Below are 25,779 nucleotides of genomic sequence, written 5' to 3'. Positions count from 1 at the left end.
AGGAGGAACGCATGAATATCATTGCCATCATGGGGCCGCATGGCGTTTTTTATAAAGACGAACCCATCAAGGAACTTGAGCTTGCCCTACAGTCTCAGGGGTTTCAGATTATCTGGCCGCAAAATAGCGTCGACCTGCTGAAATTCATTGAACACAATCCGCGAATCTGTGGCGTCATTTTTGACTGGGATGAGTACAGCCTCGATTTGTGTAGCGATATCAACCAGCTAAATGAATACCTGCCGTTGTATGCGTTTATCAATACGCATTCGACGATGGATGTCAGCGTGCATGATATGCGTATGGCACTGTGGTTTTTTGAATACGCGCTCGGCCAGTCAGAAGATATTGCAACCCGCATCCGCCAGTATACGAATGAATACCTTGATAACATCACGCCGCCGTTCACCCGGGCGCTGTTTACCTATGTGAAGGAAGGGAAGTATACCTTCTGTACGCCGGGACATATGGCGGGAACCGCTTACCAGAAAAGCCCGATTGGCTGTCTGTTTTATGACTTCTTCGGAGGGAATACGCTAAAAGCGGATGTGTCTATTTCCGTGACCGAACTGGGTTCGCTGCTGGACCATACCGGGCCGCACCTGGAGGCGGAAGAGTATATTGCCCGCACCTTCGGCGCCGAGCAGAGTTATATGGTGACCAACGGCACCTCCACATCGAACAAAATTGTCGGCATGTACGCGGCGCCGTCGGGCAGCACGCTGCTGATTGACCGTAACTGCCATAAATCTCTCGCGCACCTGTTGATGATGAGCGATGTGGTGCCCCTCTGGCTGAAACCCACGCGCAACGCACTCGGTATTCTGGGGGGCATTCCTAAGCGTGAATTTACGCGTGAGAGTATTGAACATAAGGTTTCGGAGACGGCGCAGGCGCAGTGGCCGGTACATGCGGTTATCACCAACTCGACCTATGACGGCCTGCTGTACAACACCAACTGGATTAAACAAACGCTGGATGTCCCTTCGATCCATTTCGACTCGGCCTGGGTGCCCTATACCCATTTTCACCCGATTTATCAGGGGAAAAGCGGGATGAGCGGCGAGCGGGTGCCGGGAAAAGTCATCTTCGAAACGCAGTCGACGCATAAAATGCTGGCGGCGCTGTCTCAGGCATCGCTTATTCACATTAAAGGGGATTACGATGAAGATACCTTTAATGAAGCGTTTATGATGCACACCTCAACATCGCCAAGCTACCCCATCGTGGCGTCGATTGAGACGGCTGCGGCAATGCTGCGTGGCAATCCGGGTAAACGATTGATCAATCGCTCCGTGGAGCGGGCGCTTCATTTTCGCAAAGAGGTACAGCGGCTGCGCGAAGAGTCGGAAGGCTGGTTCTTTGATATCTGGCAACCGGAAGAGGTGGATGAAGCGGAATGCTGGCCCGTTGCGCCCGGCGAGGAGTGGCACGGTTTTACCGATGCGGATGCCGACCATATGTTTCTCGATCCGGTGAAAGTCACCATTTTGACGCCCGGTATGGATGAGCAGGGTAACATGAGCGAGGAGGGGATCCCCGCCGCGCTGGTGGCGAAGTTCCTTGATGAGCGCGGCGTGGTGGTAGAAAAAACCGGGCCTTATAACCTGCTGTTCCTGTTCAGTATTGGTATTGATAAAACCCGGGCGATGGGATTGCTGCGCGGCCTGACGGAGTTTAAACGCGCTTACGATCTTAATCTGCGCGTTAAAAATATGCTGCCGGATCTGTACGCCGAAGATCCCGATTTTTATCGTAATATGCGGATTCAGGATCTGGCGCAGGGTATCCATAAACTGATCCGCCAGCACGATCTTTCCGGGTTGATGCTACGGGCGTTCGACACATTGCCCGAAATGAAAATGACGCCGCATCAGGCCTGGCAGAGGCAGATAAAAGGCGAAGTGGAGACTATCGCGATTGATCAACTGGTGGGGCGTATTTCCGCCAGTATGGTGCTGCCGTATCCGCCTGGCGTGCCGTTGCTGATGCCGGGGGAGATGATCACCGAAGCGAGCCGTGCGGTACTCGATTTTCTGCTGATGCTGTGTTCCATCGGCCACCATTACCCTGGCTTTGAGACCGATATTCATGGCGCAAAACAGGATGAGGATGGCGTTTACCGAGTGAGAGTCTTAAAAACGGCATGATGGCTTGCCCTCGCGACGGCAAGGCGGGTAACGTGCTGATAACACATTAAGGAGACGCTATGCTGGGATTAAAACAGGTTCACCATATTGCGATTATTGCGACGGATTATGCGGCGAGCAAAACGTTTTATTGTGACGTACTGGGCTTCACGCTGTTGAGTGAAGCGTACCGGGAAGAACGTGATTCCTGGAAAGGCGACCTGGCGTTAAACGGGCAATATGTGATTGAGCTTTTTTCTTTTCCCTTCCCGCCTGCGCGACCGAGCCGACCGGAGGCCTGCGGTCTGCGGCATCTGGCGTTCAGCGTGGAAGACGTAGACAAAGCGGTAGCGCATCTGGAGGCGAACAACGTTAAATGCGAGCCGGTTCGCGTTGACCCGTTTACGAATAAACGTTTTACCTTTTTCAACGATCCAGACGGACTGCCGCTCGAACTGTATGAGCAGTAAAGCTTGTCATCACGGTTTCTGCCCGGTAACGTGCCGGGCAGTGCCACAGTTAAGCAATGATCATGACAACACTCACCCTGAACGCGTCACTCCTGCCATACCGCCAGATTCTGGTGGCCTTTAGCGGCGGGCTGGATTCTACCGTACTGCTGCATCAACTGGTGCAATGGCGAGAACAGCAGCCTGATGTCACGCTGCGCGCCATCCATATTCATCATGGGTTAAGCTCCCATGCCGATAGTTGGGTGACGCATTGCGAGGCTGTGTGCCAGCAGTGGCAGGTGCCGCTGGTTGTCCGACGAGTGCAGCTTCAGGATGAGGGGTTGGGGATTGAGGCTCAGGCGCGCCAGGCGCGATACGCGGCCTTTGCGCAGGCGCTGCATCCCGGTGAAGTCCTGGTCACGGCCCAGCATCTTGACGATCAATGTGAAACGTTTCTGCTGGCGTTGAAGCGTGGCAGCGGCCCGGCGGGATTGTCCGCTATGGGGGAACGCTCGTCGTTTGCCGGAACGCAGCTGATCCGCCCGTTACTTGGGGAAACCCGTGCGGCGCTGGAGCAGTGGGCAAAACGCTATGCGCTGCGCTGGATTGAGGATGAAAGCAATCAGGATGATGTCTACGATCGTAATTTCCTGCGCCTTAGGGTGCTACCGCTGCTGCAACAACGCTGGCCGCATTTTGCTGAAGCGACTGCCCGTAGCGCCGCGCTTTGCGCAGAACAGGAGCGCCTGCTGGATGAGCTTCTGGCAGAGGATTTAGCGGGCTGTATCACCGCTGATGGAGCATTGCAGTTAGCGCCGTTAATGGCGATGAGCGGCCCGCGACGTGCTGCGCTATTGCGCCGCTGGCTGGCCGCGAAGCATGCGCCGATGCCTTCCCGAGACGGGCTGGAACGTATCTGGCAGGAGGTGGCGCTGGCGCGTGAGGACGCCGCTCCCTGTTTGCGCTTTGGCGAGTACGACATTCGCCGTTATCAGTCACAGCTATGGTGGATAAAATCCGTTACCGGCCAAAGCGCGACGGTGATCCCGTGGTCATCGTGGCAAACACCGTTATCGCTGCCCGTTGGACTTGGGACGGTGCGGCTCGTTCCAGGAGACGACCTGCGCATGCCGCGTGCCGACGAGCCGGTTAGCATACGCTTTAAGGCATCTGGGTTACTGCATATTATCGGGCGCAATGGCGGGCGTAAGCTAAAGAAAATCTGGCAGGAGCTGGGCGTACCGCCCTGGCGGCGGGATACCACGCCGCTGCTGTTTTATGGCGAGACGTTGATTGCTGCCGCAGGTATTTTTGTTACCTGTGATGGTCTGGCGGAGGAGAGAGCAGGCGTCAGGCTGGAATGGAAGGAAGAGACGTCGTCATCGCGTAATGCCTGATGGCGCTGCGCTTATCAGGCCTACGTATCGCATGGAAAGTAGGCCGGATAAGGTGCTTGCACCGCCATCCGGCAACAAAAGAATCAGGATTCGCTGACGATTACAGTACCGATTTGTGGATGACTGAAGCTGGTAATTTTGTCCAGACGCAGCTCGCGTGTTTCACCGGCGACATCCGCGATCAGATATTCCACGTTTTTGCGCGACACCAGATCGTTGGCTTTCGCCTGTAAAACTTCTCCATCCTTAAGTTCCAGCGTCAGTAACAGATGATGCTGGCAGGCGAGCTCAAGATTATCGTAATCATCGCAGTTGATGGGTTGATACGTTTCATTCATTGACATAATCGCTCACCAGTAAGTTCGCGGCAGCATATGCCGCCTTTTCCCTGACCGACTCTGAAAGGGCATCGTCTGCTGCCACTTCATTAAGCACTTTCAATACACAACCCAGCGCATCCGGGACATACCCTAAGTCTCCGCTGGCGATTTCCGCATACCGCTTGCGTATTAACTCACAATATTTTTCCACATGCCCTCCTGTCAGCACTCTGACTTAACCGTGGATGCAAGTCTAAGCCTACGAAGATAAACTCTGTTTAGCAAGGTGACTATAACATACCCATCCAGGCAATATCAGCAGGTTGACGGCGCAGGTATACGACATCCGTTAACAGCCTTTTGACGCAGATTTCGCTACAATGTGTCCCTGATTCGAAAGGAGTTCTCTCATGGCGCTTAAAGCGACGATTTATAAAGCCGTAGTCAATGTGGCGGATCTTGACCGCAACCAGTTTCTTGACGCGGCATTGACGCTGGCGCGTCACCCTTCTGAAACGCAGGAGCGCATGATGCTGCGCCTTCTGGCCTGGATTAAATATGCCGATGAGCGCCTACAGTTCACGCGTGGTCTGAGCGCAGAAGATGAGCCTGAGGCATGGCTGCGTAACGACCATCTGGGGATTGATTTATGGGTTGAGCTGGGGCTGCCGGATGAGCGCCGCATTAAGAAAGCCTGTACCCAGGCTGCGGAGGTTGCGCTGTTTGCCTATAATAGTCGTGCCGCGCAAATCTGGTGGCAGCAGAACCAGAGTAAATGCGCGCAGTACGCTAACCTGTCCGTGTGGTATCTGGATGATGAGCAACTGGCGAAACTGAGTGATTTTGCCGGCCGAACCATGACGTTGCAGGCAACGATTCAGGATGGCGCCATCTGGCTGTCGGATTCTCAGAATAATCTGGAAATTCATCTGGCTGCATGGCAACAGCCTTCATGATTGTCATCTCCCGAAATGTCTCGATTCCCGACAATGAGCTGGAAATCACAGCCATTCGTGCGCAGGGAGCGGGTGGACAGCACGTTAATAAGACCTCAACGGCTATCCATTTGCGCTTTGACATTCGGGCCTCTGGCCTGCCAGAGTATTATAAGGAACGTTTGTTGGCTGCCAGCCATCATCTTATTAGCAGCGATGGCGTCATTATTATCAAGGCGCAGGAGTATCGCAGCCAGGAGCTCAACCGGGAGGCGGCTATCGCCCGGCTGGTGGCAGTCATCAAAGAATTAACCGCAGTGCAAAAAAGCCGACGGGCAACCCGCCCTACGCGCGCGTCGAAAGAACGCAGGTTGTCATCGAAGGCACAAAAATCCACAGTGAAGGCGCTTCGCGGTAGAGTTCGTCGTCCTCAGGAGTGACGAGCGGGGATAACATTTCATAAGGAATTTATGGTGAAAACAGCGATATTGTCAGTAGCGGCAGCATGTACGCTCTTTGCCTTGATCGGATGTAATAATCGTACTGAAGTGGAGGCGCTACAGCCGACGCAGACGGCAGAATTAAAACCGATGCAGCAAAGCTGGCGTGGCGTATTGCCTTGCGCAGACTGTGAAGGGATCGAAACCTCTTTGTTCCTGGAAAAAGATGGAACATGGGTGATGAATGAACGTTATCAGGGCGTTCGTGAAGAACCCTCTTCGTTTGCCTCGTATGGCACCTGGGCGCGTACAGCCGATAAACTGGTATTGACCGACAGCAAAGGCGAGAAGTCTTACTATCGTGCGAAAGGCGACGCTCTGGAAATGCTTGATCGTGAAGGTAATCCGATTGAGTCGCAGTTTAATTACACGCTTGAGTCGGTGTCTGCCAGTTTGCCCGTAACGCCAATGCCGGTGCGCGGCATGTATTTCTATATGGCGGATGCGGCGACCTTTACCGATTGCGCTACCGGGAAACGCATGCCGGTGGCGAACAATGCTCAGCTGGAACGTGATTATCTGGCGGCACGAGGCGCTGCGGAAAAACCGGTATTATTAACGGTGGAAGGCCACTTTACGCAGGAAGCCAACCCGGATACGGGCGCGCAGGTAAAAACGCTGGTGGCCGATAAAGAGATTAAATTCGTTCCTGGACAGGATTGTTCCAGCAAGTAATTGCGGTATCGACCCCGTCTGGACATTAAAAAACCCCGCATCAGCGGGGTTTTTTTGTTTAGCCTTTGATGGCTTTCACCAGGAAATCGACGATCTCGCCAGTTTTAATCAACTGCTTCTCGCCGTTACGACGGTATTTGTATTCAATATCGTCGTTGTCCAGGTTACGGTCGCCCAGCACGATAGTGTGCGGGATGCCGATCAGTTCCATATCCGCGAACATGACGCCAGGACGCTCTTTACGGTCATCCATCAGCACTTCGATGCCTTGTGCGCGCAGTTCACCGTACAGTTTTTCCGCCAGTTCCTGCACCCGGAAGGACTTGTGCATGTTCATCGGCAGAATGGCAACCTGGAATGGCGCAATGGCGTCAGGCCATACAATACCGCGTTCGTCGTAGTTCTGCTCAATCGCCGCCGCCACCACGCGCGTTACCCCGATACCGTAGCAACCCATCGTCAGGATCTGGTTACGACCATCTTCACCCTGTACGGAGGCTTTCAGCGCTTCGGAATACTTGGTGCCCAGCTGGAAGATATGACCCACTTCGATGCCGCGTTTAATCAGCAGCGTGCCCTGGCCGTCCGGGCTTGGATCGCCTGCCACGACGTTACGGATATCGGCGACTTCTGGCGTCGCGACATCGCGATCCCAGTTGATGCCGAAGTAGTGCTTACCGTCGATGTTGGCGCCTGCCGCGAAATCGCTCATTACTGCAACGGTACGGTCGATCACCACCGGAACCGGCATATTCACCGGGCCGAGAGAACCCGGGCCGGCTTTCACCAGCGCACGAATCTCTTCTTCTGTGGCGAAGGTCAGCGGGCTGGCAACCTGCGGCAGTTTTTCCGCTTTCACTTCGTTCAGTTCGTGATCGCCACGTACCAGCAGAGCAACCAGCGGGTAGCTGCTTCCTTCAACCGCTTTCACCAGCAGCGTTTTGACGGTTTTCTCAATCGGCAGATTGAACTGCTCAACCAGCTCCGCGATGGTTTTCGCGTTTGGCGTATCAACCAGCGTCATCTCCTGGCTGGCAGCCGCGCGCGGCGCTTTCGGCGCAACGGCTTCGGCGAACTCAATGTTAGCCGCGTAGTCAGAAGAATCAGAGAAGATCACATCATCTTCACCGCTTTGCGCCAGTACCTGGAACTCGTGGGATGCGTTACCGCCGATAGACCCCGTGTCTGCCTGTACCGCGCGGAAATCCAGGCCCATACGGCTGAAGATTTTGCTGTAAGCGGCATACATCGCGTCGTAAGTTTCCTGTAGCGATTCCTGAGAGGTATGGAAAGAGTAGGCGTCTTTCATCAGGAACTCGCGGGAACGCATTACGCCGAAACGCGGACGTACTTCGTCACGGAATTTGGTCTGGATCTGGAAGAAGTTCAGCGGCAGCTGTTTGTAAGAGCTGAGTTCGTTACGAATCAGGTCGGTGATAACTTCTTCGTGAGTCGGGCCGAGTACGAACGGACGCTCGCCACGGTCAACAAAACGCAGCAGTTCCGGGCCGTACTGTTCCCAACGACCACTCTCTTGCCACAGGTCAGCAGGCTGAACCACTGGCATTGACACCTCGATGGCACCGGCGTTATTCATCTCTTCACGCACGATGTTTTCGACTTTTTTCAGGACGCGCAGGCCAGTCGGCAGCCAGGTATATAACCCGGAGGCGAGCTTGCGGATCATCCCGGCGCGCAGCATCAGCTGATGGCTGATAACCTCGGCGTCGGCAGGTGTCTCCTTCAGAGTGGAGAGCAGATATTGGCTAGTACGCATGTTGTTACGGTTCCAGTTGGACGATCGAACAGGCTCAACGCGAGCCTGACACAAAAAAAGTGATTTAGTTTACCAGCGAGAAAGGGATGTCAAAAGAGAAGGGCGTGAAATTAGCGGGGTTCCAGCGCAAAGACTTCAAAACCCTCTTCGGTGACGCGCCAGCGCACGTTGAAATCGTGCAGCCAGACGGCGTACGTTTTACCGGTCTCTTCACCTTTACGATAGGCAGGACGCGGATCTTGCGCCAGCACTTCGCCGATAAATGTTTTCAGTTGCGGGTAACGTTGTTCAAGCCGTGAAAGCTGTTGGTCAATGTCGGCCGTGAAGCTGACGTGCATCTCTGCCACAGGCGCCTGTTGCGCGTAGCTGGCCGTTGCGCCCGGTAATGACTCGGCAAACGGCAGGTAGGGTTTGATATCAATAACCGGCGTACCATCAACCAGATCCAGGCTGCCCAGCTTCAGGATGACTTTCTCTTTCTGACAGACAATCTCTTTCAACTCAACCAGCGACATGCCGACAGGGTTAGGGCGAAAGGTGGAGCGGGTCGCGAAGACGCCCATCCGGGCATTGCCGCCGAGACGGGGAGGGCGAACCGTCGGGCGCCATCCGCCAGCCATCGTCTGATGAAAGACGAAGATTACCCACAAATGGCTGAACGCTTCCAGACCGCGAACGGCATCGGCCTGATTATAGGGCGCAACAAGATGCAGTTCGCCGTCGGCGCTTTTTACCAGACCAGGCTGGCGCGGGACGGCGAACTTTTCTTTATAGGGGGAGCGAATAACGCCTATTTGCTCGAACTGAAAACTGCTCATTTAGCCGAGATGTTAAGGGCGGAACCGATGCAAACAGCCTGACGGTAGCAGCCTGGCGTTCCACTGGTGACTTCGCAGCTGTGCAGCAGTACAGCATTCGCCTTCATTTTAGAGGCGTTAATCTGCATGCGTTTACGTGCCGTCGGGATGCTCGGCGGGGAATCCTGATTAGATGCCTGGCAGGAGTCACCGCTGACTTCGCCAAGATCGCGGAACGGTTTACCCACTAACTCTTCGGCGTTGGTGTAAATTCGGACCGGTGCGGCACGCGGCGCTTTCGGTTTTTCCGACTCCGCTTTTGGCGGGGTTGCGGTGCTTTGAACGGGTTCAACAGGGGATCTGCTTAGCATGGAACAACCGCCCAGCATGAGTGCCAATAAACAGATCGGTAAAGCACGCATAATATTTCCTCAATGAATGATCTAATCGTCAGATATTGAATCAGGAGCTTGCATAAATGACAAGACGGGCAAGCGCCCGTCCTGAATGATATTACAGATTGTGGAAACCGCCTAAAAATTACCAGCCTTTAACAGCACCGCCGTTGAAGACTTTATTCGCGGCTTCGTAGACTTCGTCAGACTGATAAGCCTGAACGAATTTCTTCACGTTCTCTGCGTCTTTATTGTCTTCACGCGTTACGATCAGGTTAACGTACGGGGAATCTTTATCTTCCACGAAGATACCGTCTTTTGCCGGCGTCAGGTCAATCTGGCTGGCGTAAGTGGTGTTAATCACGGCCAGGGCAATTTGCGCATCGTCCAGAGAGCGCGGCAGTTGCGGTGCTTCCAGCTCAACAATTTTCAGGTTCTTCGGGTTTTCGGTCACGTCCAGAACGGTCGGCAGCAGGCCAACGCCATCTTTCAGTTTGATTAATCCTACTTTCTGCAACAGCAGCAGTGAACGACCAAGGTTAGTCGGATCGTTTGGTACGGCTACCTGAGAACCATCCTGTAGCTCATCAAGTGATTTGATTTTTTTGGAATAACCGGCAATCGGATAAACAAAGGTATTGCCAACGGCAACCAGCTTGTAACCGCGATCTTTGATTTGCTGATCCAGGTACGGCTTGTGCTGGAAAGCGTTCGCGTCGATATCGCCTTTGCTTAACGCTTCGTTCGGTAATACGTAGTCGTTGAACGTCACCAGCTCAACATCCAGACCGTATTTTTCTTTCGCTACTTTTTGCGCGACTTCCGCAACCTGCTGTTCAGCGCCGACAATCACGCCCACTTTGATGTGGTTCGGATCTTTTTCATCCTGGCCGCAACCCACAAGTGCCAGAGAACCAATCAGGGCTCCCACTGCCGCAAAGGTTTTAAATTTGAACGCCATGCTTATTTCCTTAATGAGTCATTTGTGTTGTGTTTAATGTTACTTGTGCGTCACTGCCCGAACGATGCGATCGCCGGATAACTGAATTAAATAAACCAGAACGACCAGTAATACCAGCACCGTATTCATCACGGTAGCATTGTAGCCAATGTAACCATACTGATAGCCAATCTGACCGAGTCCGCCAGCGCCAACGGCGCCGCCCATAGCAGAGTAGCCCACCAGAGTGATCAGGGTAATGGTTGCGGCATTGACCAGACCCGGTAATGCTTCCGGCAGCAGCACCTTACGCACGATTTGCAGCGGCGTGGCCCCCATCGCACGGGAGGCTTCGATCAATCCGGTTGGGATTTCCAGCAATGCGTTTTCCACCATGCGGGCGATAAACGGCGCGGCGCCGACGGTTAACGGCACAATCGCCGCCTGCAAACCGATGGAGGTGCCGACAATCACACGGGTAAACGGAATCATCCATACCAGTAAGATAATGAACGGGATGGAACGGAAGATATTGACGACCGCAGAGAGTGTGCGGTAGAGCTTCGCGTTTTCAATAATTTGCCCTGGACGCGTAACGTACAGCAGTACGCCAACCGGCAGACCAATAACAAAACCAAAAAAGCCGGATACAAAAGTCATCGCCAGCGTTTCCCAGACGCCGCGCGCCAGTAACCACATCATCGCCTCAGACATAACCCAGTACCTCTACTTTCACATGGTGTTCCTGCAACCAGGCAATTGCGGCTTGCGTCTCTTCTTGCGTGCCGTGCATTTCCGTCAGCATAATGCCGAACTTCACGCCGCCTGCGTAATCCATCTGCGCGCTAATAATGTTGTTGTTCACATTGAAGCGGCGGGCCGTCTCAGACAGCAGCGGGGCGTCTACGGATTGTCCGGTAAATTCCATACGCAGCATGGGGACGCTGTCCGCATACGGCTCCGCTTTTAAACGTTCCAGATAATCTTCCGGGATATCCAGATGCAACGTGGACTGGATAAACTTCTGCGCCAGCGGCGTCTTTGGATGGGAGAACACTTCGCTGACCGTATCCTGCTCAATCAGTTCTCCGTTACTGATAACTGCGACACAATCGCAAATGCGCTTAACCACATCCATCTCATGAGTAATAAGAAGAATGGTCAGGCCAAGGCGACGGTTAATATCTTTCAGCAGTTCCAGAATCGAACGGGTCGTTGCCGGATCGAGGGCGCTGGTGGCCTCGTCGCACAGCAGGACTTTGGGATTGCTGGCTAATGCGCGAGCAATCGCTACACGCTGTTTCTGGCCGCCGGAAAGGTTGGCCGGGTAGCTGTCGTGCTTATCGCCGAGCCCTACCAGATCCAACAGCTCTGTGACGCGGCGTTTTATCTCGTCTTTCGGCGTATTGTCCAGTTCCAGCGGCAACGCCACGTTGCCAAAAACGGTACGTGAAGCTAACAGGTTAAAATGCTGGAAAATCATGCCAATCTGGCGACGGGCTTTCGTCAACTCAGATTCAGAAAGGGTGGTCAGCTCCTGGCCGCCAACCAATACGCTCCCTTCCGTGGGACGTTCCAGCAGATTCACACAGCGAATGAGTGTGCTTTTACCGGCGCCGGAGGCGCCAATAACGCCATAAATTTGTCCGGCAGGGACATGCAGGCTGACGTTGTTCAGCGCCTGAATGGTGCGAGTCCCCTGTTGGAACACTTTGGTGATATTCGAAAGTTTAATCATTGATTATTTATTATCGTAATTAAGTTAGCCGTGGCATTTTCTTCTGCCTGATACGGTCGAAGCCGTCAACAAAATGGATGTTAAGGCATCCAGACGTCTAAATCAATCAGGCTTTCGATGATGAGCACTTTCTTGCTCGCTGAAACATGCGATACTAACGGCACATGCCTTATTCAGGAGCTATAAAAGGTGGCAAAGTCCGTACCCGCAATTTTCCTCGACCGTGATGGCACTATTAATGTGGATCATGGTTACGTACATGAAATCGATGAGTTCGAGTTTATTGAAGGCATCATTGACGCGATGCGTGAACTGAAAAAGATGGGCTTTGCGCTTGTCGTTGTTACCAATCAGTCTGGTATTGCGCGCGGTAAATTTACGGAAGCGCAGTTCGAGACACTGACCGAATGGATGGACTGGTCGCTGGCGGACCGCGATGTCGATCTGGATGGCATCTATTATTGTCCGCATCATCCGCAGGGCAGCGTAGAAGAGTTCCGTCAGGCGTGTGATTGTCGTAAACCGCATCCGGGGATGCTTATCTCTGCGCGTGATTTTCTGCACATTGATATGGCCGCGTCTTATATGGTGGGTGACAAAATAGAAGATATGCAGGCGGCGGCAGCGGCAAATGTTGGTACGAAAGTATTGGTACGCACTGGCAAGCCCGTTACGCCTGAAGCAGAAAATGCGGCAGATTGGGTGTTAAATAGCCTTGCTGACCTGCCATCGGCGATAAGAAAGCAGCAAAAATAAGCGTTATGATTAAAAGATGAGCGGTTGAGATAAAAATGCATTTTTCCGCTTGTCTTCCTGAGACGACCCCCTATAATGCGCCTCCATCGACACGGCGGATGTGAATCACTTCACACAAACAGCCGGTTGATTAAAGAGAAAAATCCTGAAATTCAGGATTGACTCTGAAAGAGGAAAGCGTAATATACGCCACCTCGCGACAGAGCGCTAAAGCGCGTCGCAACTGCTCTTTAACAATTTATCAGACAATCTGTGTGGGCACTCAAAGTGACATGGATTCTTAATGTCTTCGGACAATAAATGAATACCAAGTCTCTGAGTGAACACGTAATTCATTACGAAGTTTAATTCACGAGCATCAAACTTAAATTGAAGAGTTTGATCATGGCTCAGATTGAACGCTGGCGGCAGGCCTAACACATGCAAGTCGAACGGTAACAGGAAGCAGCTTGCTGCTTCGCTGACGAGTGGCGGACGGGTGAGTAATGTCTGGGAAACTGCCTGATGGAGGGGGATAACTACTGGAAACGGTAGCTAATACCGCATAACGTCGCAAGACCAAAGAGGGGGACCTTCGGGCCTCTTGCCATCAGATGTGCCCAGATGGGATTAGCTTGTTGGTGGGGTAACGGCTCACCAAGGCGACGATCCCTAGCTGGTCTGAGAGGATGACCAGCCACACTGGAACTGAGACACGGTCCAGACTCCTACGGGAGGCAGCAGTGGGGAATATTGCACAATGGGCGCAAGCCTGATGCAGCCATGCCGCGTGTATGAAGAAGGCCTTCGGGTTGTAAAGTACTTTCAGCGGGGAGGAAGGTGTTGTGGTTAATAACCGCAGCAATTGACGTTACCCGCAGAAGAAGCACCGGCTAACTCCGTGCCAGCAGCCGCGGTAATACGGAGGGTGCAAGCGTTAATCGGAATTACTGGGCGTAAAGCGCACGCAGGCGGTCTGTTAAGTCAGATGTGAAATCCCCGGGCTCAACCTGGGAACTGCATCTGATACTGGCAGGCTTGAGTCTCGTAGAGGGGGGTAGAATTCCAGGTGTAGCGGTGAAATGCGTAGAGATCTGGAGGAATACCGGTGGCGAAGGCGGCCCCCTGGACGAAGACTGACGCTCAGGTGCGAAAGCGTGGGGAGCAAACAGGATTAGATACCCTGGTAGTCCACGCCGTAAACGATGTCGACTTGGAGGTTGTGCCCTTGAGGCGTGGCTTCCGGAGCTAACGCGTTAAGTCGACCGCCTGGGGAGTACGGCCGCAAGGTTAAAACTCAAATGAATTGACGGGGGCCCGCACAAGCGGTGGAGCATGTGGTTTAATTCGATGCAACGCGAAGAACCTTACCTGGTCTTGACATCCACAGAACTTGGCAGAGATGCCTTGGTGCCTTCGGGAACTGTGAGACAGGTGCTGCATGGCTGTCGTCAGCTCGTGTTGTGAAATGTTGGGTTAAGTCCCGCAACGAGCGCAACCCTTATCCTTTGTTGCCAGCGGTTAGGCCGGGAACTCAAAGGAGACTGCCAGTGATAAACTGGAGGAAGGTGGGGATGACGTCAAGTCATCATGGCCCTTACGACCAGGGCTACACACGTGCTACAATGGCATATACAAAGAGAAGCGACCTCGCGAGAGCAAGCGGACCTCATAAAGTATGTCGTAGTCCGGATTGGAGTCTGCAACTCGACTCCATGAAGTCGGAATCGCTAGTAATCGTGGATCAGAATGCCACGGTGAATACGTTCCCGGGCCTTGTACACACCGCCCGTCACACCATGGGAGTGGGTTGCAAAAGAAGTAGGTAGCTTAACCTTCGGGAGGGCGCTTACCACTTTGTGATTCATGACTGGGGTGAAGTCGTAACAAGGTAACCGTAGGGGAACCTGCGGTTGGATCACCTCCTTACCTTAAAGAACCTGCCTTTGCAGTGCCCACACAGATTGTCTGATGAAAAACGAGCAGTAAAAACCTCTACAGGCTTGTAGCTCAGGTGGTTAGAGCGCACCCCTGATAAGGGTGAGGTCGGTGGTTCAAGTCCACTCAGGCCTACCAGATTTTCCCTGAATACTGCGTTGTGAAATGACTCACATACTTTAAGTATGCTTCGTCATTCCACGCCTTGTCTCAGGAAAAATCATCGGTAAGAGGTTCTGACTGTACTGTATGGGGCTATAGCTCAGCTGGGAGAGCGCCTGCTTTGCACGCAGGAGGTCTGCGGTTCGATCCCGCATAGCTCCACCATATTTTACTGCTCATATAAGAAAACTTCAGAGTGTACCTGAAAAGGTTCACTGCGAAGTTTTGCTCTTTAAAAATCTGGATCAAGCTGAAAATTGAAACGACACACGTAAAGTGTGTATGAGTCTCTCAAATTTTCGCAACGCGAAATGTTTCACGAAACATCTTCGGGTTGTGAGGTTAAGCGACCAAGCGTACACGGTGGATGCCCTGGCAGTCAGAGGCGATGAAGGACGTGCTAATCTGCGAAAAGCGCCGGCGAGGTGATATGAACCCTTGACCCGGCGATGTCCGAATGGGGAAACCCAGTGTGACCTGTCACACTATCGTTAGCTGAATACATAGGCTAACGAGGCGAACCGGGGGAACTGAAACATCTAAGTACCCCGAGGAAAAGAAATCAACCGAGATTCCCCCAGTAGCGGCGAGCGAACGGGGAGGAGCCCAGAGCCTGAATCAGCTTGTGTGTTAGTGGAAGCGTCTGGAAAGTCGCACGGTACAGGGTGAAAGTCCCGTACACGAAAACGCACAGGCTGTGAGCTCGATGAGTAGGGCGGGACACGTGGTATCCTGTCTGAATATGGGGGGACCATCCTCCAAGGCTAAATACTCCTGACTGACCGATAGTGAACCAGTACCGTGAGGGAAAGGCGAAAAGAACCCCGGCGAGGGGAGTGAAAAAGAACCTGAAACCGTGTACGTACAAGCAGTGGGAGCCTCTTTATGGGGTGACTGCGTACCTTTTGTATAATGGGTCAGCGACTTATATTCTGTAGCAAGGTTAACCGAATAGGGGAGCCGAAGGGAAACCGAGTCTTAACTGGGCGTTAAGTTGCAGGGTATAGACCCGAAACCCGGTGATCTAGCCATGGGCAGGTTGAAGGTTGGGTAACACTAACTGGAGGACCGAACCGACTAATGTTGAAAAATTAGCGGATGACCTGTGGCTGGGGGTGAAAGGCCAATCAAACCGGGAGATAGCTGGTTCTCCCCGAAAGCTATTTAGGTAGCGCCTCGTGAACTCATCTCCGGGGGTAGAGCACTGTTTCGGCTAGGGGGCCATCCCGGCTTACCAACCCGATGCAAACTGCGAATACCGGAGAATGTTATCACGGGAGACACACGGCGGGTGCTAACGTCCGTCGTGAAGAGGGAAACAACCCAGACCGCCAGCTAAGGTCCCAAAGTCATGGTTAAGTGGGAAACGATGTGGGAAGGCCCAGACAGCCAGGATGTTGGCTTAGAAGCAGCCATCATTTAAAGAAAGCGTAATAGCTCACTGGTCGAGTCGGCCTGCGCGGAAGATGTAACGGGGCTAAACCATGCACCGAAGCTGCGGCAGCGACACTATGTGTTGTTGGGTAGGGGAGCGTTCTGTAAGCCGTTGAAGGTGTGCTGTGAGGCATGCTGGAGGTATCAGAAGTGCGAATGCTGACATAAGTAACGATAAAGCGGGTGAAAAGCCCGCTCGCCGGAAGACCAAGGGTTCCTGTCCAACGTTAATCGGGGCAGGGTGAGTCGACCCCTAAGGCGAGGCCGAAAGGCGTAGTCGATGGGAAACAGGTTAATATTCCTGTACTTGGTGTTACTGCGAAGGGGGGACGGAGAAGGCTATGTCGGCCGGGCGACGGTTGTCCCGGTTTAAGCGTGTAGGTGTGTGCTCCAGGCAAATCCGGTGCACTTTAACACTGAGGCGTGATGACGAGGCACTACGGTGCTGAAGTGACAAATGCCCTGCTTCCAGGAAAAGCCTCTAAGCATCAGGTAACACGAAATCGTACCCCAAACCGACACAGGTGGTCAGGTAGAGAATACCAAGGCGCTTGAGAGAACTCGGGTGAAGGAACTAGGCAAAATGGTGCCGTAACTTCGGGAGAAGGCACGCTGATATGTAGGTGAAGTGGTTTACCCATGGAGCTGAAATCAGTCGAAGATACCAGCTGGCTGCAACTGTTTATTAAAAACACAGCACTGTGCAAACACGAAAGTGGACGTATACGGTGTGACGCCTGCCCGGTGCCGGAAGGTTAATTGATGGGGTTATCCTCGCGGAGAAGCTCTTGATCGAAGCCCCGGTAAACGGCGGCCGTAACTATAACGGTCCTAAGGTAGCGAAATTCCTTGTCGGGTAAGTTCCGACCTGCACGAATGGCGTAATGATGGCCAGGCTGTCTCCACCCGAGACTCAGTGAAATTGAACTCGCTGTGAAGATGCAGTGTACCCGCGGCAAGACGGAAAGACCCCGTGAACCTTTACTATAGCTTGACACTGAACACTGGTCCTTGATGTGTAGGATAGGTGGGAGGCTTTGAAGTGTGGACGCCAGTCTGCATGGAGCCGCCCTTGAAATACCACCCTTTAATGGCTGGTGTTCTAACGTGGGCCCGTAATCCGGGTTGCGGACAGTGTCTGGTGGGTAGTTTGACTGGGGCGGTCTCCTCCTAAAGAGTAACGGAGGAGCACGAAGGTCAGCTAATCCTGGTCGGACATCAGGAGGTTAGTGCAATGGCATAAGCTGGCTTGACTGCGAGCGTGACGGCGCGAGCAGGTGCGAAAGCAGGTCATAGTGATCCGGTGGTTCTGAATGGAAGGGCCATCGCTCAACGGATAAAAGGTACTCCGGGGATAACAGGCTGATACCGCCCAAGAGTTCATATCGACGGCGGTGTTTGGCACCTCGATGTCGGCTCATCACATCCTGGGGCTGAAGTAGGTCCCAAGGGTATGGCTGTTCGCCATTTAAAGTGGTACGCGAGCTGGGTTTAGAACGTCGTGAGACAGTTCGGTCCCTATCTGCCGTGGGCGCTGGAGAACTGAGGGGGGCTGCTCCTAGTACGAGAGGACCGGAGTGGACGCATCACTGGTGTTCGGGTTGTCATGCCAATGGCACTGCCCGGTAGCTAAATGCGGAAGAGATAAGTGCTGAAAGCATCTAAGCACGAAACTTGCCCCGAGATGAGTTCTCCCTGACTCCTTGAGAGTCCTGAAGGAACGTTGAAGACGACGACGTTGATAGGCCGGGTGTGTAAGCGCAGCGATGCGTTGAGCTAACCGGTACTAATGAACCGTGAGGCTTAACCTTACAACGCCGAAGATGTTTTGGCGATTTGAGAGACGATTTTCAGCCTGATACAGATTAGTGTTTAATGCGAGAGGCATTAGACGAACAGAATTTGCCTGGCGGCCGTAGCGCGGTGGTCCCACCTGACCCCATGCCGAACTCAGAAGTGAAACGCCGTAGCGCCGATGGTAGTGTGGGGTCTCCCCATGCGAGAGTAGGGAACTGCCAGGCATTAATTAAGTGAAGAGGCCATCCTGAGGGATGGCCTTTTTGCGTTCATGCGTCCGGGTGCAGCCGGATGGCGGTGTGAACACCTTATCCGGCAAACCTGTGCCGCCCGCGTACTATCGTCCCAGCCAACGCAAAACAAATGTAGCGATCTGTGGTATATCATTGATATCTAATAGCGGGACGTCCAGGGAAAGCGGAATGTCGCTGGCGACGGCGATCACATGTTCATCAATGGTCAGCTCATCCACTTCATGCCCACACCCCTGTCGGAATAATAAGATCTTCGCCACCGCTTCGTGTTTAAAACCTTCAACAAGCACTATATCCAGCTTAGAAACATCCATTCGACTCACCAGATACGTTAAATCCAGCTCAGGTTCTTCCGGTGTTTCTGTCATCAGCGCCCAACGTTGCCGACTTGCTACAAGCGTTTGTGCTGCGCCTGCCTTGCGTAACTCGTAACTGTCTTTGCCGGGCTTATCTACGTCCATATTGTGATGGGTATGCTTAATTAATCCTGGGCGAACCCCTCTGGCGCATAACGCTGGAATCAATTTCTTGAGCAGCGTAGTCTTACCGGTGCCGCTCCATGCGGCTATGCCGAGTAGTGGGATCATGATTTCTCCTGCCATCTGGCGAGTTCTTCCGGCGTATTCACATTCACAAATGCCTGCTTAAAATCACTGAAATCAACAGCATGACCACCGGCCTGGCGCATAAAGACCATGACCCGCCGTTCACCTGACCGGAGATATTCCTGTAAGAAAGGTGCTACGGAGCGATTAACCAGTGCAATTGTCGGGTGGTCCCGCTCGCCGTCGTGAACCCATACGACAGGCGCGTTATTACGCTGAGCTTTTAAACGTGCAACCAGATCGCGGGGAATGTAAGGCGTGTCGCAAGGGCAAAACAGAAACCAGTCTCCCTTCTCTTGCTGTAAAACAGACAACATACCCGCCAGAGGCCCCGGAAAATCGGCCAATGAATCGGGGATCACTTTCAGACCGCTTTGTTGATAAATATCCTGATGGCGATTCGCGTTAATCACGACGGTTTCAAGCTGAGATGCCAGCGTATCAGCAACATGCTTCCAGAGTGGTTTGCCATCCAGCTCAAGCAGACCCTTATCTGCCCCCCCCATTCGCCTGGCCTTACCGCCTGCCAGCACAACCCCCGTTATTGCACTCTCCAGATTCACTGATATCGCCTCTTTTATTGTGGGATTGACCCTGCTAACGTATCTACATCAAATTAAGGAGCACAGCCATGAAATGTAAACGCCTGAATGAAGTCATTGAACTCCTGCAACCAGCCTGGCAGAAAGAGCCCGATCTTAATCTGCTGCAATTTTTACAGAAACTGGCGAAAGAGTCAGGTTTTGACGGCGAACTGGCGGATTTAACCGACGACATTCTGATCTATCACCTGAAAATGCGTGACTCCGCAAAAGATGCGGTGATTCCTGGCATTCAGAAAGATTATGAAGAAGATTTCAAAACGGCGCTATTACGCGCACGCGGCGTGATTAAAGAGTAAAACCTTGTAAGCGGCGCCACCGAAATCGCCACAAAATGATATCCTGAATCATTCGTAGTATTTTCCGGATGATGGGATGAACGACAACGCTTTTACTTTCCAGACATTACACCCGGATACCATCATGGATGCGCTGTTTGAACAGGGAATCCGGGTGGATTCCGGTCTTACCCCGCTCAACAGCTATGAAAACCGCGTCTATCAGTTTCAGGACGAAGACCGTCGACGCTTTGTCGTTAAGTTTTATCGCCCTGAGCGTTGGTCTGCCGATCAAATACGGGAAGAGCATCAGTTTGCACTGGAACTGGTAAAAGATGAGGTGCCGGTCGCGGCGCCGCTTGTCCTCAATGGCCAGACGCTACTGAACCACCAGGGATTCCACTACGCGATTTTCCCAAGCGTCGGCGGGCGACAGTTCGAAGCGGATAATATCGATCAGATGGAGGCGGTAGGGCGCTATCTGGGTCGCCTGCATCAGACCGGGCGTAAACATTCTTTTGCCTTCCGGCCGACAATGGGCCTGGAAGAGTATCTCATTGAACCTCGCAAACTTTTCGAAGGCGCATCACTGATTCCCGCAGGGCAAAAAGCGGCTTTCCTGAACGCGACGGACACTCTTATTGCCGCCGTTACCGAACGTTGGCATACCCGTTTTGAGACGCTGCGTTTACACGGGGATTGCCATGCCGGAAATATCCTCTGGCGCGATGGCCCGCTGTTTGTCGATTTAGATGATGCCCGCAATGGCCCTGCCGTTCAGGATCTGTGGATGCTGCTGAATGGCGATAAAGCCGAGCAGCGGATGCAGCTTGAAACGATTATCGAGGCTTATGAAGAAGTTAGCGAGTTCGATACTGCTGAAATAGAACTTATTGAGCCTTTACGCGCGATGCGTTTGGTTTATTATCTTGCCTGGCTGATGCGTCGCTGGGCTGATCCTGCGTTTCCTAAAAATTTCCCGTGGTTAACCGGGGAAGATTACTGGCAACGGCAGACTGCGACATTTCTTGAGCAGGCAAAAGTGCTGCAAGAACCCCCTTTACAATTAACGCCAATGTATTAAACGGACACATCAGGAGAGAGTTGATCATGAAAAAGATTTGGCTGGCGCTGGCTGGTATGATTTTAGCTTTTAGCGCATCGGCAGCGCAGTTCAGTGATGGTAAGCAATACATCACACTGGATAAGCCCGTTGCTGGCGAGCCTCAGGTTCTGGAGTTTTTCTCCTTCTACTGCCCGCACTGCTATCAGTTTGAAGAAGTGCTGCACGTTTCTGATAACGTGAAGAAAAAGCTGCCTGAAGGCACCAAAATGACCAAATACCACGTTGAGTTCCTGGGCCCATTGGGTAAGGACCTGACGCAGGCATGGGCTGTGGCGATGGCACTGGGCGTAGAAGATAAAATCACTGCGCCGATGTTTGAAGCAGTACAGAAAAACCAGACCGTTCAGTCTGCTGCCGATATTCGCAAAGTATTCGTTGATGCGGGTGTGAAAGGTGAAGACTACGATGCGGCATGGAACAGCTTCGTGGTGAAATCACTGGTTGCGCAGCAAGAAAAAGCGGCCGCTGATCTCCAGCTTCAGGGTGTACCGGCGATGTTTGTAAACGGCAAATATCAGGTTAACCCGCAAGGGATGGATACCAGCAGCATGGATATCTTCGTACAACAGTACGCCGATACCGTGAAACATCTGGTTGAAAAGAAATAAAAAAATCGCCGGTCATTGACCGGCGATTTTGTTTTCCGCTTTAATCTTTTCTATCTGTTCGTCTTTTTCATTCCAGAGTGCATTCAACCAAAGTTGGAAACGGCGTTTGAATCCTTTGTCATTCACATAGTCACCGTGCAGCTCTTCTTTAATCGGCTCCAGATCGATACGTACCACGATGCGCGTCAGTTTACCGCTCAACATATCGTAGAATGGTTTCCGATCGTTTTCCGGGTAGCAGAGGGTAACGTTGAGCAGCTTATCGAACTGAGACCCTAATACGTTTAGCGCCATCGCGATCCCCGCCGCTTTTGGTGGGAGAAGGTTTTTATATGGCGAGCGAGTTTGCCGACGTTTCTCTTCGGTAAAACGCGAACCTTCGACAAAATTTACGATCGTTGTGGGATGCGCGCGAAATTTCTCGCAAGAACGGCGGGTTGTTTCTACATCTTTACCGCGTTGTTCGGGATGACGGAGCAAATAAGCGCGCGAGTAGCGTTTCATAAACGGCATATCCAGCGCCCAGCAGGCCAGGCCGATAAACGGCACCCAGGCCAGCTGCTGCTTAAGAAAGTATTTGTTCATTGGAATGTGCTTACGGAACAGAACGCAAAGCACCACGATATCGGCCCAACTGTGATGGTTACAAATAAGCAGATACCAGTTTTTCTTGTTCAGGCCTTCCAGCCCTTCCACGTCCCATTTAAGCCACGGATTGAGATGCAGCAGCAGCGCCAACCCTTCACACCAGCAGTACATCATGAAATTACAAAAAACGGATACCTTGCGCCAGACGACAGGAATGGGCAAAAGGAGCTTCACGATCCCGGCAAGGATGATCGGCACAGAACAAAAAATAGTGACCAAAATGGTCAATACGATACTCAGCAACAGCGTTATCGCAGCGAGTATTCTTGTCATAATTAAATTATTCAACGGGTTAGCCATAAATAGTGCGCGAAAGAGACGCAAGGGGCTGATTTTATCAGAAAACGCATCAAATGACGGGTCTTAGCGAAACAGAAAAAATATTGATATCTATCCACACACTGAGATGACGCTGAATAATGGGATAAAGTTCTGGTGATTTAATTAACATATTGAAAAATATGAGTAAGTTTAATGAAAATTAAATCATCAGGATGAAATTAAATGAAATGTAATAATTTATGCACAAAGTTATCCACAGCTCGCTTTGCGAGCGATCCAGAAGATCTACAAAACTTTTTCGACAAATGCGGCGAAAAACTCATGTTTTCATCCTGTCTGTGGCATCCTTTACCCATAATCTGATAAACAGGCACGGACATTATGGTTCAGATCCCAGAAAACCCACTTATCCTTGTAGATGGCTCATCTTATCTCTATCGCGCGTATCACGCCTTTCCTCCTCTGACGAACAGCGCAGGGGAGCCTACAGGGGCGATGTACGGTGTTCTCAACATGCTGCGCAGCCTGATTATGCAGTATCAGCCGACGCATGCCGCAGTGGTATTTGATGCCAAGGGTAAAACCTTCCGTGATGAGTTATTTGAACATTACAAATCGCATCGCCCGCCGATGCCTGATGACCTGCGTGCGCAGATTGAACCGCTGCATGCGATGGTAAAAGCGATGGGCCTGCCGCTGCTGGCCGTTTCGGGCGTGGAAGCGGACGACGTTATCGGTACGCTGGCGCGTGAAGCCGAGAAGGTGGGCCGTCCGGTGCTGATCAGCACCGGTGACAAAGATATGGCCCAGCTGGTGACGCCAAATATCACGCTGATTAATACCATGACCAATACGATTCTGGGCCCGGATGAAGTCGTGAACAAGTACGGTGTTCCACCCGAATTGATCATCGATTTCCTGGCGCTGATGGGCGACTCTTCCGATAACATTCCTGGCGTGCCGGGCGTGGGTGAAAAAACCGCCCAGGCGCTCCTTCAGGGGTTAGGCGGGCTGGATACCCTGTATGCCGAATCAGATAAAATTGCGGGCTTAACCTTCCGTGGCGCGAAAACCATGGCCGGGAAGCTTGAGCAGAATAAAGAGGTGGCTTACCTCTCTTATCAACTGGCTACCATCAAAACGGATGTCGAACTGGAGCTAAGCTGCGATCAGCTTGAAGTACAACAACCAGCGGCTGAAGAGTTGCTTGGCCTGTTTAAGAAATATGAATTTAAGCGCTGGACCACCGATGTGGAAGCGGGTAAATGGCTACAGGCGAAAGGTGCGAAGCCCGCAGCAAAACCGCAGGAATCCATTGTTATTGATGAAACGCCAGACGTGCCTGCGACCGCGCTTTCTTACGATAACTACGTCACTATCCTGGATGAAGAGACGCTGGAAAGCTGGATTGAGACGCTGAAAAAGGCGCCCGTTTTTGCATTTGATACCGAAACGGACAGCCTGGATAACCATGCGGCGAATCTGGTCGGTCTCTCTTTTGCTATTGAACCGGGCGTGGCGGCCTATGTTCCCGTGGCGCATGACTACCTGGATGCACCCGATCAGATTTCCCGCGAGCGAGCGCTGGAGCTATTGAAGCCGCTGCTGGAAGATGAGAAGGCGCGTAAGGTTGGGCAAAACCTGAAGTACGATCGCGGCGTATTGCAAAACTATGGCATTGAGCTGCGCGGTATTGCTTTTGACACTATGCTCGAATCCTACATCCTGAACAGCGTTGCTGGCCGCCATGATATGGACAGCCTGTCCGAACGCTGGTTGAAGCATAAGACCATCACTTTTGAAGAGATTGCCGGTAAAGGCAAAAATCAGCTGACCTTTAACCAGATTGCCCTGGAAGAGGCCGGACGTTATGCCGCAGAAGATGCGGACGTTACGTTACAGCTGCATTTGAAAATGTGGCCAGAGCTACAGCAGTACAAAGGGCCGCTGAATGTCTTCGAGAATATCGAAATGCCGCTGGTGCCGGTGCTTTCCCGCGTAGAGCGTAACGGTGTAAAAATCGACCCTGCCGTGCTGCACAAGCATTCAGAGGAGATCACGCTGCGTCTGGCGGAGCTGGAGAAGAAGGCGCATGAGATCGCCGGAGAAGAATTTAACCTCTCTTCTACCAAACAGTTGCAAACCATTCTGTTTGAAAAACAGGGTATTAAGCCGCTGAAGAAAACGCCGGGCGGTGCGCCGTCCACCTCGGAAGAGGTGCTGGAAGAGCTGGCGCTGGACTATCCGCTGCCGAAGGTGATTCTGGAATATCGCGGGCTGGCGAAGCTGAAATCAACCTACACCGATAAACTCCCGCTGATGATCAACCCGAAAACCGGGCGAGTGCATACCTCTTATCATCAGGCGGTAACCGCGACGGGGCGTTTATCGTCTACCGATCCTAACCTGCAAAATATTCCGGTACGTAACGAGGAAGGACGCCGTATCCGTCAGGCGTTTATCGCTCCGCAAGATTACGTCATCGCATCAGCGGACTACTCGCAGATTGAGCTGCGTATTATGGCGCACCTTTCCCGCGATAAAGGTTTGTTAACCGCCTTTGCCGAAGGAAAAGATATCCACCGGGCGACGGCTGCTGAAGTGTTTGGACTGCCGCTGGAGAGCGTTACGGCTGAACAGCGCCGCAGCGCCAAAGCGATTAACTTTGGTCTGATCTACGGCATGAGCGCATTCGGTCTGGCGCGTCAGCTCAATATTCCGCGCAAAGAGGCGCAGAAGTACATGGATCTCTACTTCGAACGCTACCCTGGCGTACTGGAATATATGGAACGCACGCGCGCTCAGGCAAAAGAGCGAGGTTATGTTGAAACGCTGGAAGGGCGTCGTCTCTACTTGCCGGATATTAAATCCAGCAATGCTGCGCGTCGTGCCGGTGCGGAACGTGCCGCCATCAACGCTCCGATGCAGGGGACGGCAGCAGACATCATCAAGCGCGCTATGATTGCCGTCGATAAATGGCTGCAAGATGAACAGCCGCGCGTGCGTATGATCATGCAGGTACACGATGAACTGGTGTTCGAAGTGCATAAAGATGATCTCGACGTGGTATCGAAAAAGATCCATCAACTGATGGAAAACTGCACGCGTATTGATGTGCCGTTGCTGGTGGAAGTGGGTAGCGGCGAAAACTGGGATCAGGCGCACTAAGGCTTTACTGAATAACGCGCTTTTTTCGTAACTAAGCAACATAAGATAGAACGTTTTGTGATGATCATTAGAATTCCCTATGTAAAG

General features: G+C 52.5%; 22 protein-coding genes, 2 tRNA genes and 3 rRNA genes. 16 read left to right on the top strand and 11 right to left on the bottom strand.

Annotated elements, in window-relative coordinates:
- The first annotated feature begins 11 nt into the window (after positions 1-11).
- The 3 genes from ldcC to tilS all read left to right on the top strand — a co-directional run bounded on the left by ldcC (position 12) and on the right by tilS (position 3,978).
- Positions 12-2,150 carry a lysine decarboxylase LdcC gene (gene ldcC / locus CKO_RS13580; RefSeq protein ID WP_012133971.1) on the top strand — a complete coding sequence of 713 codons (2,139 nt, stop codon included), beginning with the start codon at positions 12-14 and terminating at the stop codon, positions 2,148-2,150.
- A 59-nt stretch (positions 2,151-2,209) separates the two neighbouring features.
- Complete coding sequence (locus CKO_RS13575) at positions 2,210-2,599, top strand: VOC family protein (protein ID WP_012133970.1); 390 nt, start codon at positions 2,210-2,212, stop codon at positions 2,597-2,599.
- A 62-nt stretch (positions 2,600-2,661) separates the two neighbouring features.
- Positions 2,662-3,978, top strand: a complete 1,317-nt coding sequence (gene tilS, locus CKO_RS13570) for a tRNA lysidine(34) synthetase TilS (RefSeq protein ID WP_024130682.1) — start codon at positions 2,662-2,664, stop codon at positions 3,976-3,978.
- Between the two features lie 83 nt (positions 3,979-4,061).
- On the opposite strand, the gene rof is transcribed toward tilS, so the two are convergent.
- Positions 4,062-4,322 carry a Rho-binding antiterminator gene (gene rof, locus CKO_RS13565; RefSeq protein WP_024130681.1) on the bottom strand — a complete coding sequence of 87 codons (261 nt, stop codon included), beginning with the start codon at positions 4,320-4,322 and terminating at the stop codon, positions 4,062-4,064.
- Positions 4,309-4,509, bottom strand: coding sequence for a YaeP family protein (locus CKO_RS13560; RefSeq protein ID WP_012133967.1), 201 nt, complete (start codon positions 4,507-4,509; stop codon positions 4,309-4,311). Before CKO_RS13560 ends, rof begins: the two co-directional genes overlap by 14 nt.
- A 199-nt stretch (positions 4,510-4,708) precedes the next feature.
- Between CKO_RS13560 and CKO_RS13555 the strand changes: the two genes are divergently transcribed.
- From CKO_RS13555 to nlpE, 3 genes are read left to right on the top strand one after another with little or no spacing between them, the layout of a single operon-like run.
- Positions 4,709-5,254, top strand: coding sequence for a YaeQ family protein (locus tag CKO_RS13555; protein ID WP_012133966.1), 546 nt, complete (start codon positions 4,709-4,711; stop codon positions 5,252-5,254).
- Complete coding sequence (arfB, locus tag CKO_RS13550; protein ID WP_012133965.1) at positions 5,251-5,673, top strand: alternative ribosome rescue aminoacyl-tRNA hydrolase ArfB; 423 nt, start codon at positions 5,251-5,253, stop codon at positions 5,671-5,673. Before CKO_RS13555 ends, arfB begins: the two co-directional genes overlap by 4 nt.
- Before the next feature lie 30 nt (positions 5,674-5,703).
- Entirely contained in the window at positions 5,704-6,408 is a 705-nt protein-coding gene (gene nlpE, locus CKO_RS13545) for an envelope stress response activation lipoprotein NlpE (RefSeq protein ID WP_012133964.1), read from the top strand.
- Between the two features lie 58 nt (positions 6,409-6,466).
- Here the strand turns inward: nlpE and proS are convergent, their stop codons facing one another.
- The 6 genes from proS to metN all read right to left on the bottom strand — a co-directional run bounded on the left by proS (position 6,467) and on the right by metN (position 12,055).
- Positions 6,467-8,185 carry a proline--tRNA ligase gene (gene proS, locus CKO_RS13540; protein WP_012133963.1) on the bottom strand — a complete coding sequence of 573 codons (1,719 nt, stop codon included), beginning with the start codon at positions 8,183-8,185 and terminating at the stop codon, positions 6,467-6,469.
- 110 nt (positions 8,186-8,295) lie between these two features.
- Entirely contained in the window at positions 8,296-9,003 is a 708-nt protein-coding gene (tsaA, locus tag CKO_RS13535; protein ID WP_024130680.1) for a tRNA (N6-threonylcarbamoyladenosine(37)-N6)-methyltransferase TrmO, read from the bottom strand.
- Entirely contained in the window at positions 9,000-9,404 is a 405-nt protein-coding gene (rcsF, locus tag CKO_RS13530) for an Rcs stress response system protein RcsF (RefSeq protein ID WP_012133960.1), read from the bottom strand. Before rcsF ends, tsaA begins: the two co-directional genes overlap by 4 nt.
- Before the next feature lie 118 nt (positions 9,405-9,522).
- A complete protein-coding gene (metQ, locus tag CKO_RS13525; RefSeq protein ID WP_012133959.1) occupies positions 9,523-10,338 on the bottom strand; it encodes a methionine ABC transporter substrate-binding lipoprotein MetQ in 816 nt (271 codons plus the stop codon).
- Positions 10,339-10,377: 39 nt separating this feature from the next.
- Complete coding sequence (locus CKO_RS13520) at positions 10,378-11,031, bottom strand: methionine ABC transporter permease MetI (RefSeq protein WP_012133958.1); 654 nt, start codon at positions 11,029-11,031, stop codon at positions 10,378-10,380.
- Positions 11,024-12,055 carry a methionine ABC transporter ATP-binding protein MetN gene (gene metN / locus CKO_RS13515; protein ID WP_012133957.1) on the bottom strand — a complete coding sequence of 344 codons (1,032 nt, stop codon included), beginning with the start codon at positions 12,053-12,055 and terminating at the stop codon, positions 11,024-11,026. Before metN ends, CKO_RS13520 begins: the two co-directional genes overlap by 8 nt.
- Positions 12,056-12,244: 189 nt before the next feature.
- Between metN and gmhB the strand changes: the two genes are divergently transcribed.
- The 6 genes from gmhB (at position 12,245) to rrf (ending at position 18,345) form a co-directional block, all read left to right on the top strand.
- The gene (gmhB, locus tag CKO_RS13510) at positions 12,245-12,811 is read left to right on the top strand and encodes a D-glycero-beta-D-manno-heptose 1,7-bisphosphate 7-phosphatase (protein ID WP_012133956.1); all 567 of its coding nucleotides are present in this window, start codon (positions 12,245-12,247) and stop codon (positions 12,809-12,811) included.
- Positions 12,812-13,177: 366 nt separating this feature from the next.
- Positions 13,178-14,719, top strand: a 16S ribosomal RNA gene (locus CKO_RS13505).
- Between the two features lie 70 nt (positions 14,720-14,789).
- Positions 14,790-14,866 (top strand) — tRNA-Ile (locus CKO_RS13500).
- A 113-nt stretch (positions 14,867-14,979) separates the two neighbouring features.
- Positions 14,980-15,055 (top strand) — tRNA-Ala (locus CKO_RS13495).
- 175 nt (positions 15,056-15,230) lie between these two features.
- Positions 15,231-18,135 (top strand): 23S ribosomal RNA (locus CKO_RS13490).
- A 94-nt stretch (positions 18,136-18,229) separates the two neighbouring features.
- A 5S ribosomal RNA gene (rrf, locus tag CKO_RS13485) occupies positions 18,230-18,345 on the top strand.
- Together the 16S, 23S and 5S rRNA genes with 2 tRNA genes alongside form the textbook arrangement of a ribosomal RNA operon.
- A 113-nt stretch (positions 18,346-18,458) precedes the next feature.
- On the opposite strand, the gene mobB is transcribed toward rrf, so the two are convergent.
- Both mobB and mobA read right to left on the bottom strand, forming a co-directional pair.
- Positions 18,459-18,962, bottom strand: a complete 504-nt coding sequence (gene mobB, locus CKO_RS13480) for a molybdopterin-guanine dinucleotide biosynthesis protein MobB (RefSeq protein ID WP_012133954.1) — start codon at positions 18,960-18,962, stop codon at positions 18,459-18,461.
- Positions 18,959-19,543: a molybdenum cofactor guanylyltransferase MobA gene (mobA, locus tag CKO_RS13475; protein WP_012133953.1), complete on the bottom strand. Its 585-nt coding sequence runs from the start codon at positions 19,541-19,543 to the stop codon at positions 18,959-18,961. The genes mobB and mobA overlap by 4 nt, the downstream gene beginning before the upstream one ends.
- Before the next feature lie 68 nt (positions 19,544-19,611).
- Between mobA and CKO_RS13470 the strand changes: the two genes are divergently transcribed.
- The 3 genes from CKO_RS13470 to dsbA all read left to right on the top strand — a co-directional run bounded on the left by CKO_RS13470 (position 19,612) and on the right by dsbA (position 21,594).
- Positions 19,612-19,881, top strand: coding sequence for a YihD family protein (locus tag CKO_RS13470; RefSeq protein WP_012133952.1), 270 nt, complete (start codon positions 19,612-19,614; stop codon positions 19,879-19,881).
- 76 nt (positions 19,882-19,957) lie between these two features.
- Positions 19,958-20,944, top strand: coding sequence for a serine/threonine protein kinase (locus tag CKO_RS13465; RefSeq protein ID WP_012133951.1), 987 nt, complete (start codon positions 19,958-19,960; stop codon positions 20,942-20,944).
- A gap of 26 nt (positions 20,945-20,970) precedes the next feature.
- The gene (gene dsbA / locus CKO_RS13460) at positions 20,971-21,594 is read left to right on the top strand and encodes a thiol:disulfide interchange protein DsbA (RefSeq protein ID WP_012133950.1); all 624 of its coding nucleotides are present in this window, start codon (positions 20,971-20,973) and stop codon (positions 21,592-21,594) included.
- 12 nt (positions 21,595-21,606) lie between these two features.
- On the opposite strand, the gene CKO_RS13455 is transcribed toward dsbA, so the two are convergent.
- The gene (locus tag CKO_RS13455) at positions 21,607-22,542 is read right to left on the bottom strand and encodes an acyltransferase (protein WP_012133949.1); all 936 of its coding nucleotides are present in this window, start codon (positions 22,540-22,542) and stop codon (positions 21,607-21,609) included.
- A gap of 363 nt (positions 22,543-22,905) precedes the next feature.
- On the opposite strand from CKO_RS13455, the gene polA reads away from it, so the two are divergent.
- The gene (gene polA / locus CKO_RS13450; protein WP_012133947.1) at positions 22,906-25,692 is read left to right on the top strand and encodes a DNA polymerase I; all 2,787 of its coding nucleotides are present in this window, start codon (positions 22,906-22,908) and stop codon (positions 25,690-25,692) included.
- Positions 25,693-25,779: the final 87 nt, after the last annotated feature.

This window comes from Citrobacter koseri ATCC BAA-895, from assembly GCF_000018045.1.
In the GTDB taxonomy this organism is placed as follows: domain Bacteria; phylum Pseudomonadota; class Gammaproteobacteria; order Enterobacterales; family Enterobacteriaceae; genus Citrobacter_B; species Citrobacter_B koseri.
Note: the sequence above shows the minus strand (reverse complement) of the source record. Positions and strands in the feature narration are given on the sequence as shown.

Coding starts and splice junctions, on each gene's coding strand:
- CKO_RS13575 (WP_012133970.1), top strand. CDS start 2,210: ATGCTGGGATTAAAACAGGTTCACCATATTGCGATTATTGCGACGGAT.
- CKO_RS13470 (WP_012133952.1), top strand. CDS start 19,612: ATGAAATGTAAACGCCTGAATGAAGTCATTGAACTCCTGCAACCAGCC.
- proS (WP_012133963.1), bottom strand. CDS start 8,185: ATGCGTACTAGCCAATATCTGCTCTCCACTCTGAAGGAGACACCTGCC.
- rof (WP_024130681.1), bottom strand. CDS start 4,322: ATGTCAATGAATGAAACGTATCAACCCATCAACTGCGATGATTACGAT.
- rcsF (WP_012133960.1), bottom strand. CDS start 9,404: ATGCGTGCTTTACCGATCTGTTTATTGGCACTCATGCTGGGCGGTTGT.
- CKO_RS13520 (WP_012133958.1), bottom strand. CDS start 11,031: ATGTCTGAGGCGATGATGTGGTTACTGGCGCGCGGCGTCTGGGAAACG.
- nlpE (WP_012133964.1), top strand. CDS start 5,704: ATGGTGAAAACAGCGATATTGTCAGTAGCGGCAGCATGTACGCTCTTT.
- tsaA (WP_024130680.1), bottom strand. CDS start 9,003: ATGAGCAGTTTTCAGTTCGAGCAAATAGGCGTTATTCGCTCCCCCTAT.
- polA (WP_012133947.1), top strand. CDS start 22,906: ATGGTTCAGATCCCAGAAAACCCACTTATCCTTGTAGATGGCTCATCT.
- dsbA (WP_012133950.1), top strand. CDS start 20,971: ATGAAAAAGATTTGGCTGGCGCTGGCTGGTATGATTTTAGCTTTTAGC.
- metQ (WP_012133959.1), bottom strand. CDS start 10,338: ATGGCGTTCAAATTTAAAACCTTTGCGGCAGTGGGAGCCCTGATTGGT.
- CKO_RS13555 (WP_012133966.1), top strand. CDS start 4,709: ATGGCGCTTAAAGCGACGATTTATAAAGCCGTAGTCAATGTGGCGGAT.
- CKO_RS13455 (WP_012133949.1), bottom strand. CDS start 22,542: ATGGCTAACCCGTTGAATAATTTAATTATGACAAGAATACTCGCTGCG.
- CKO_RS13465 (WP_012133951.1), top strand. CDS start 19,958: ATGAACGACAACGCTTTTACTTTCCAGACATTACACCCGGATACCATC.
- arfB (WP_012133965.1), top strand. CDS start 5,251: ATGATTGTCATCTCCCGAAATGTCTCGATTCCCGACAATGAGCTGGAA.
- tilS (WP_024130682.1), top strand. CDS start 2,662: ATGACAACACTCACCCTGAACGCGTCACTCCTGCCATACCGCCAGATT.
- mobB (WP_012133954.1), bottom strand. CDS start 18,962: ATGATCCCACTACTCGGCATAGCCGCATGGAGCGGCACCGGTAAGACT.
- ldcC (WP_012133971.1), top strand. CDS start 12: ATGAATATCATTGCCATCATGGGGCCGCATGGCGTTTTTTATAAAGAC.
- metN (WP_012133957.1), bottom strand. CDS start 12,055: ATGATTAAACTTTCGAATATCACCAAAGTGTTCCAACAGGGGACTCGC.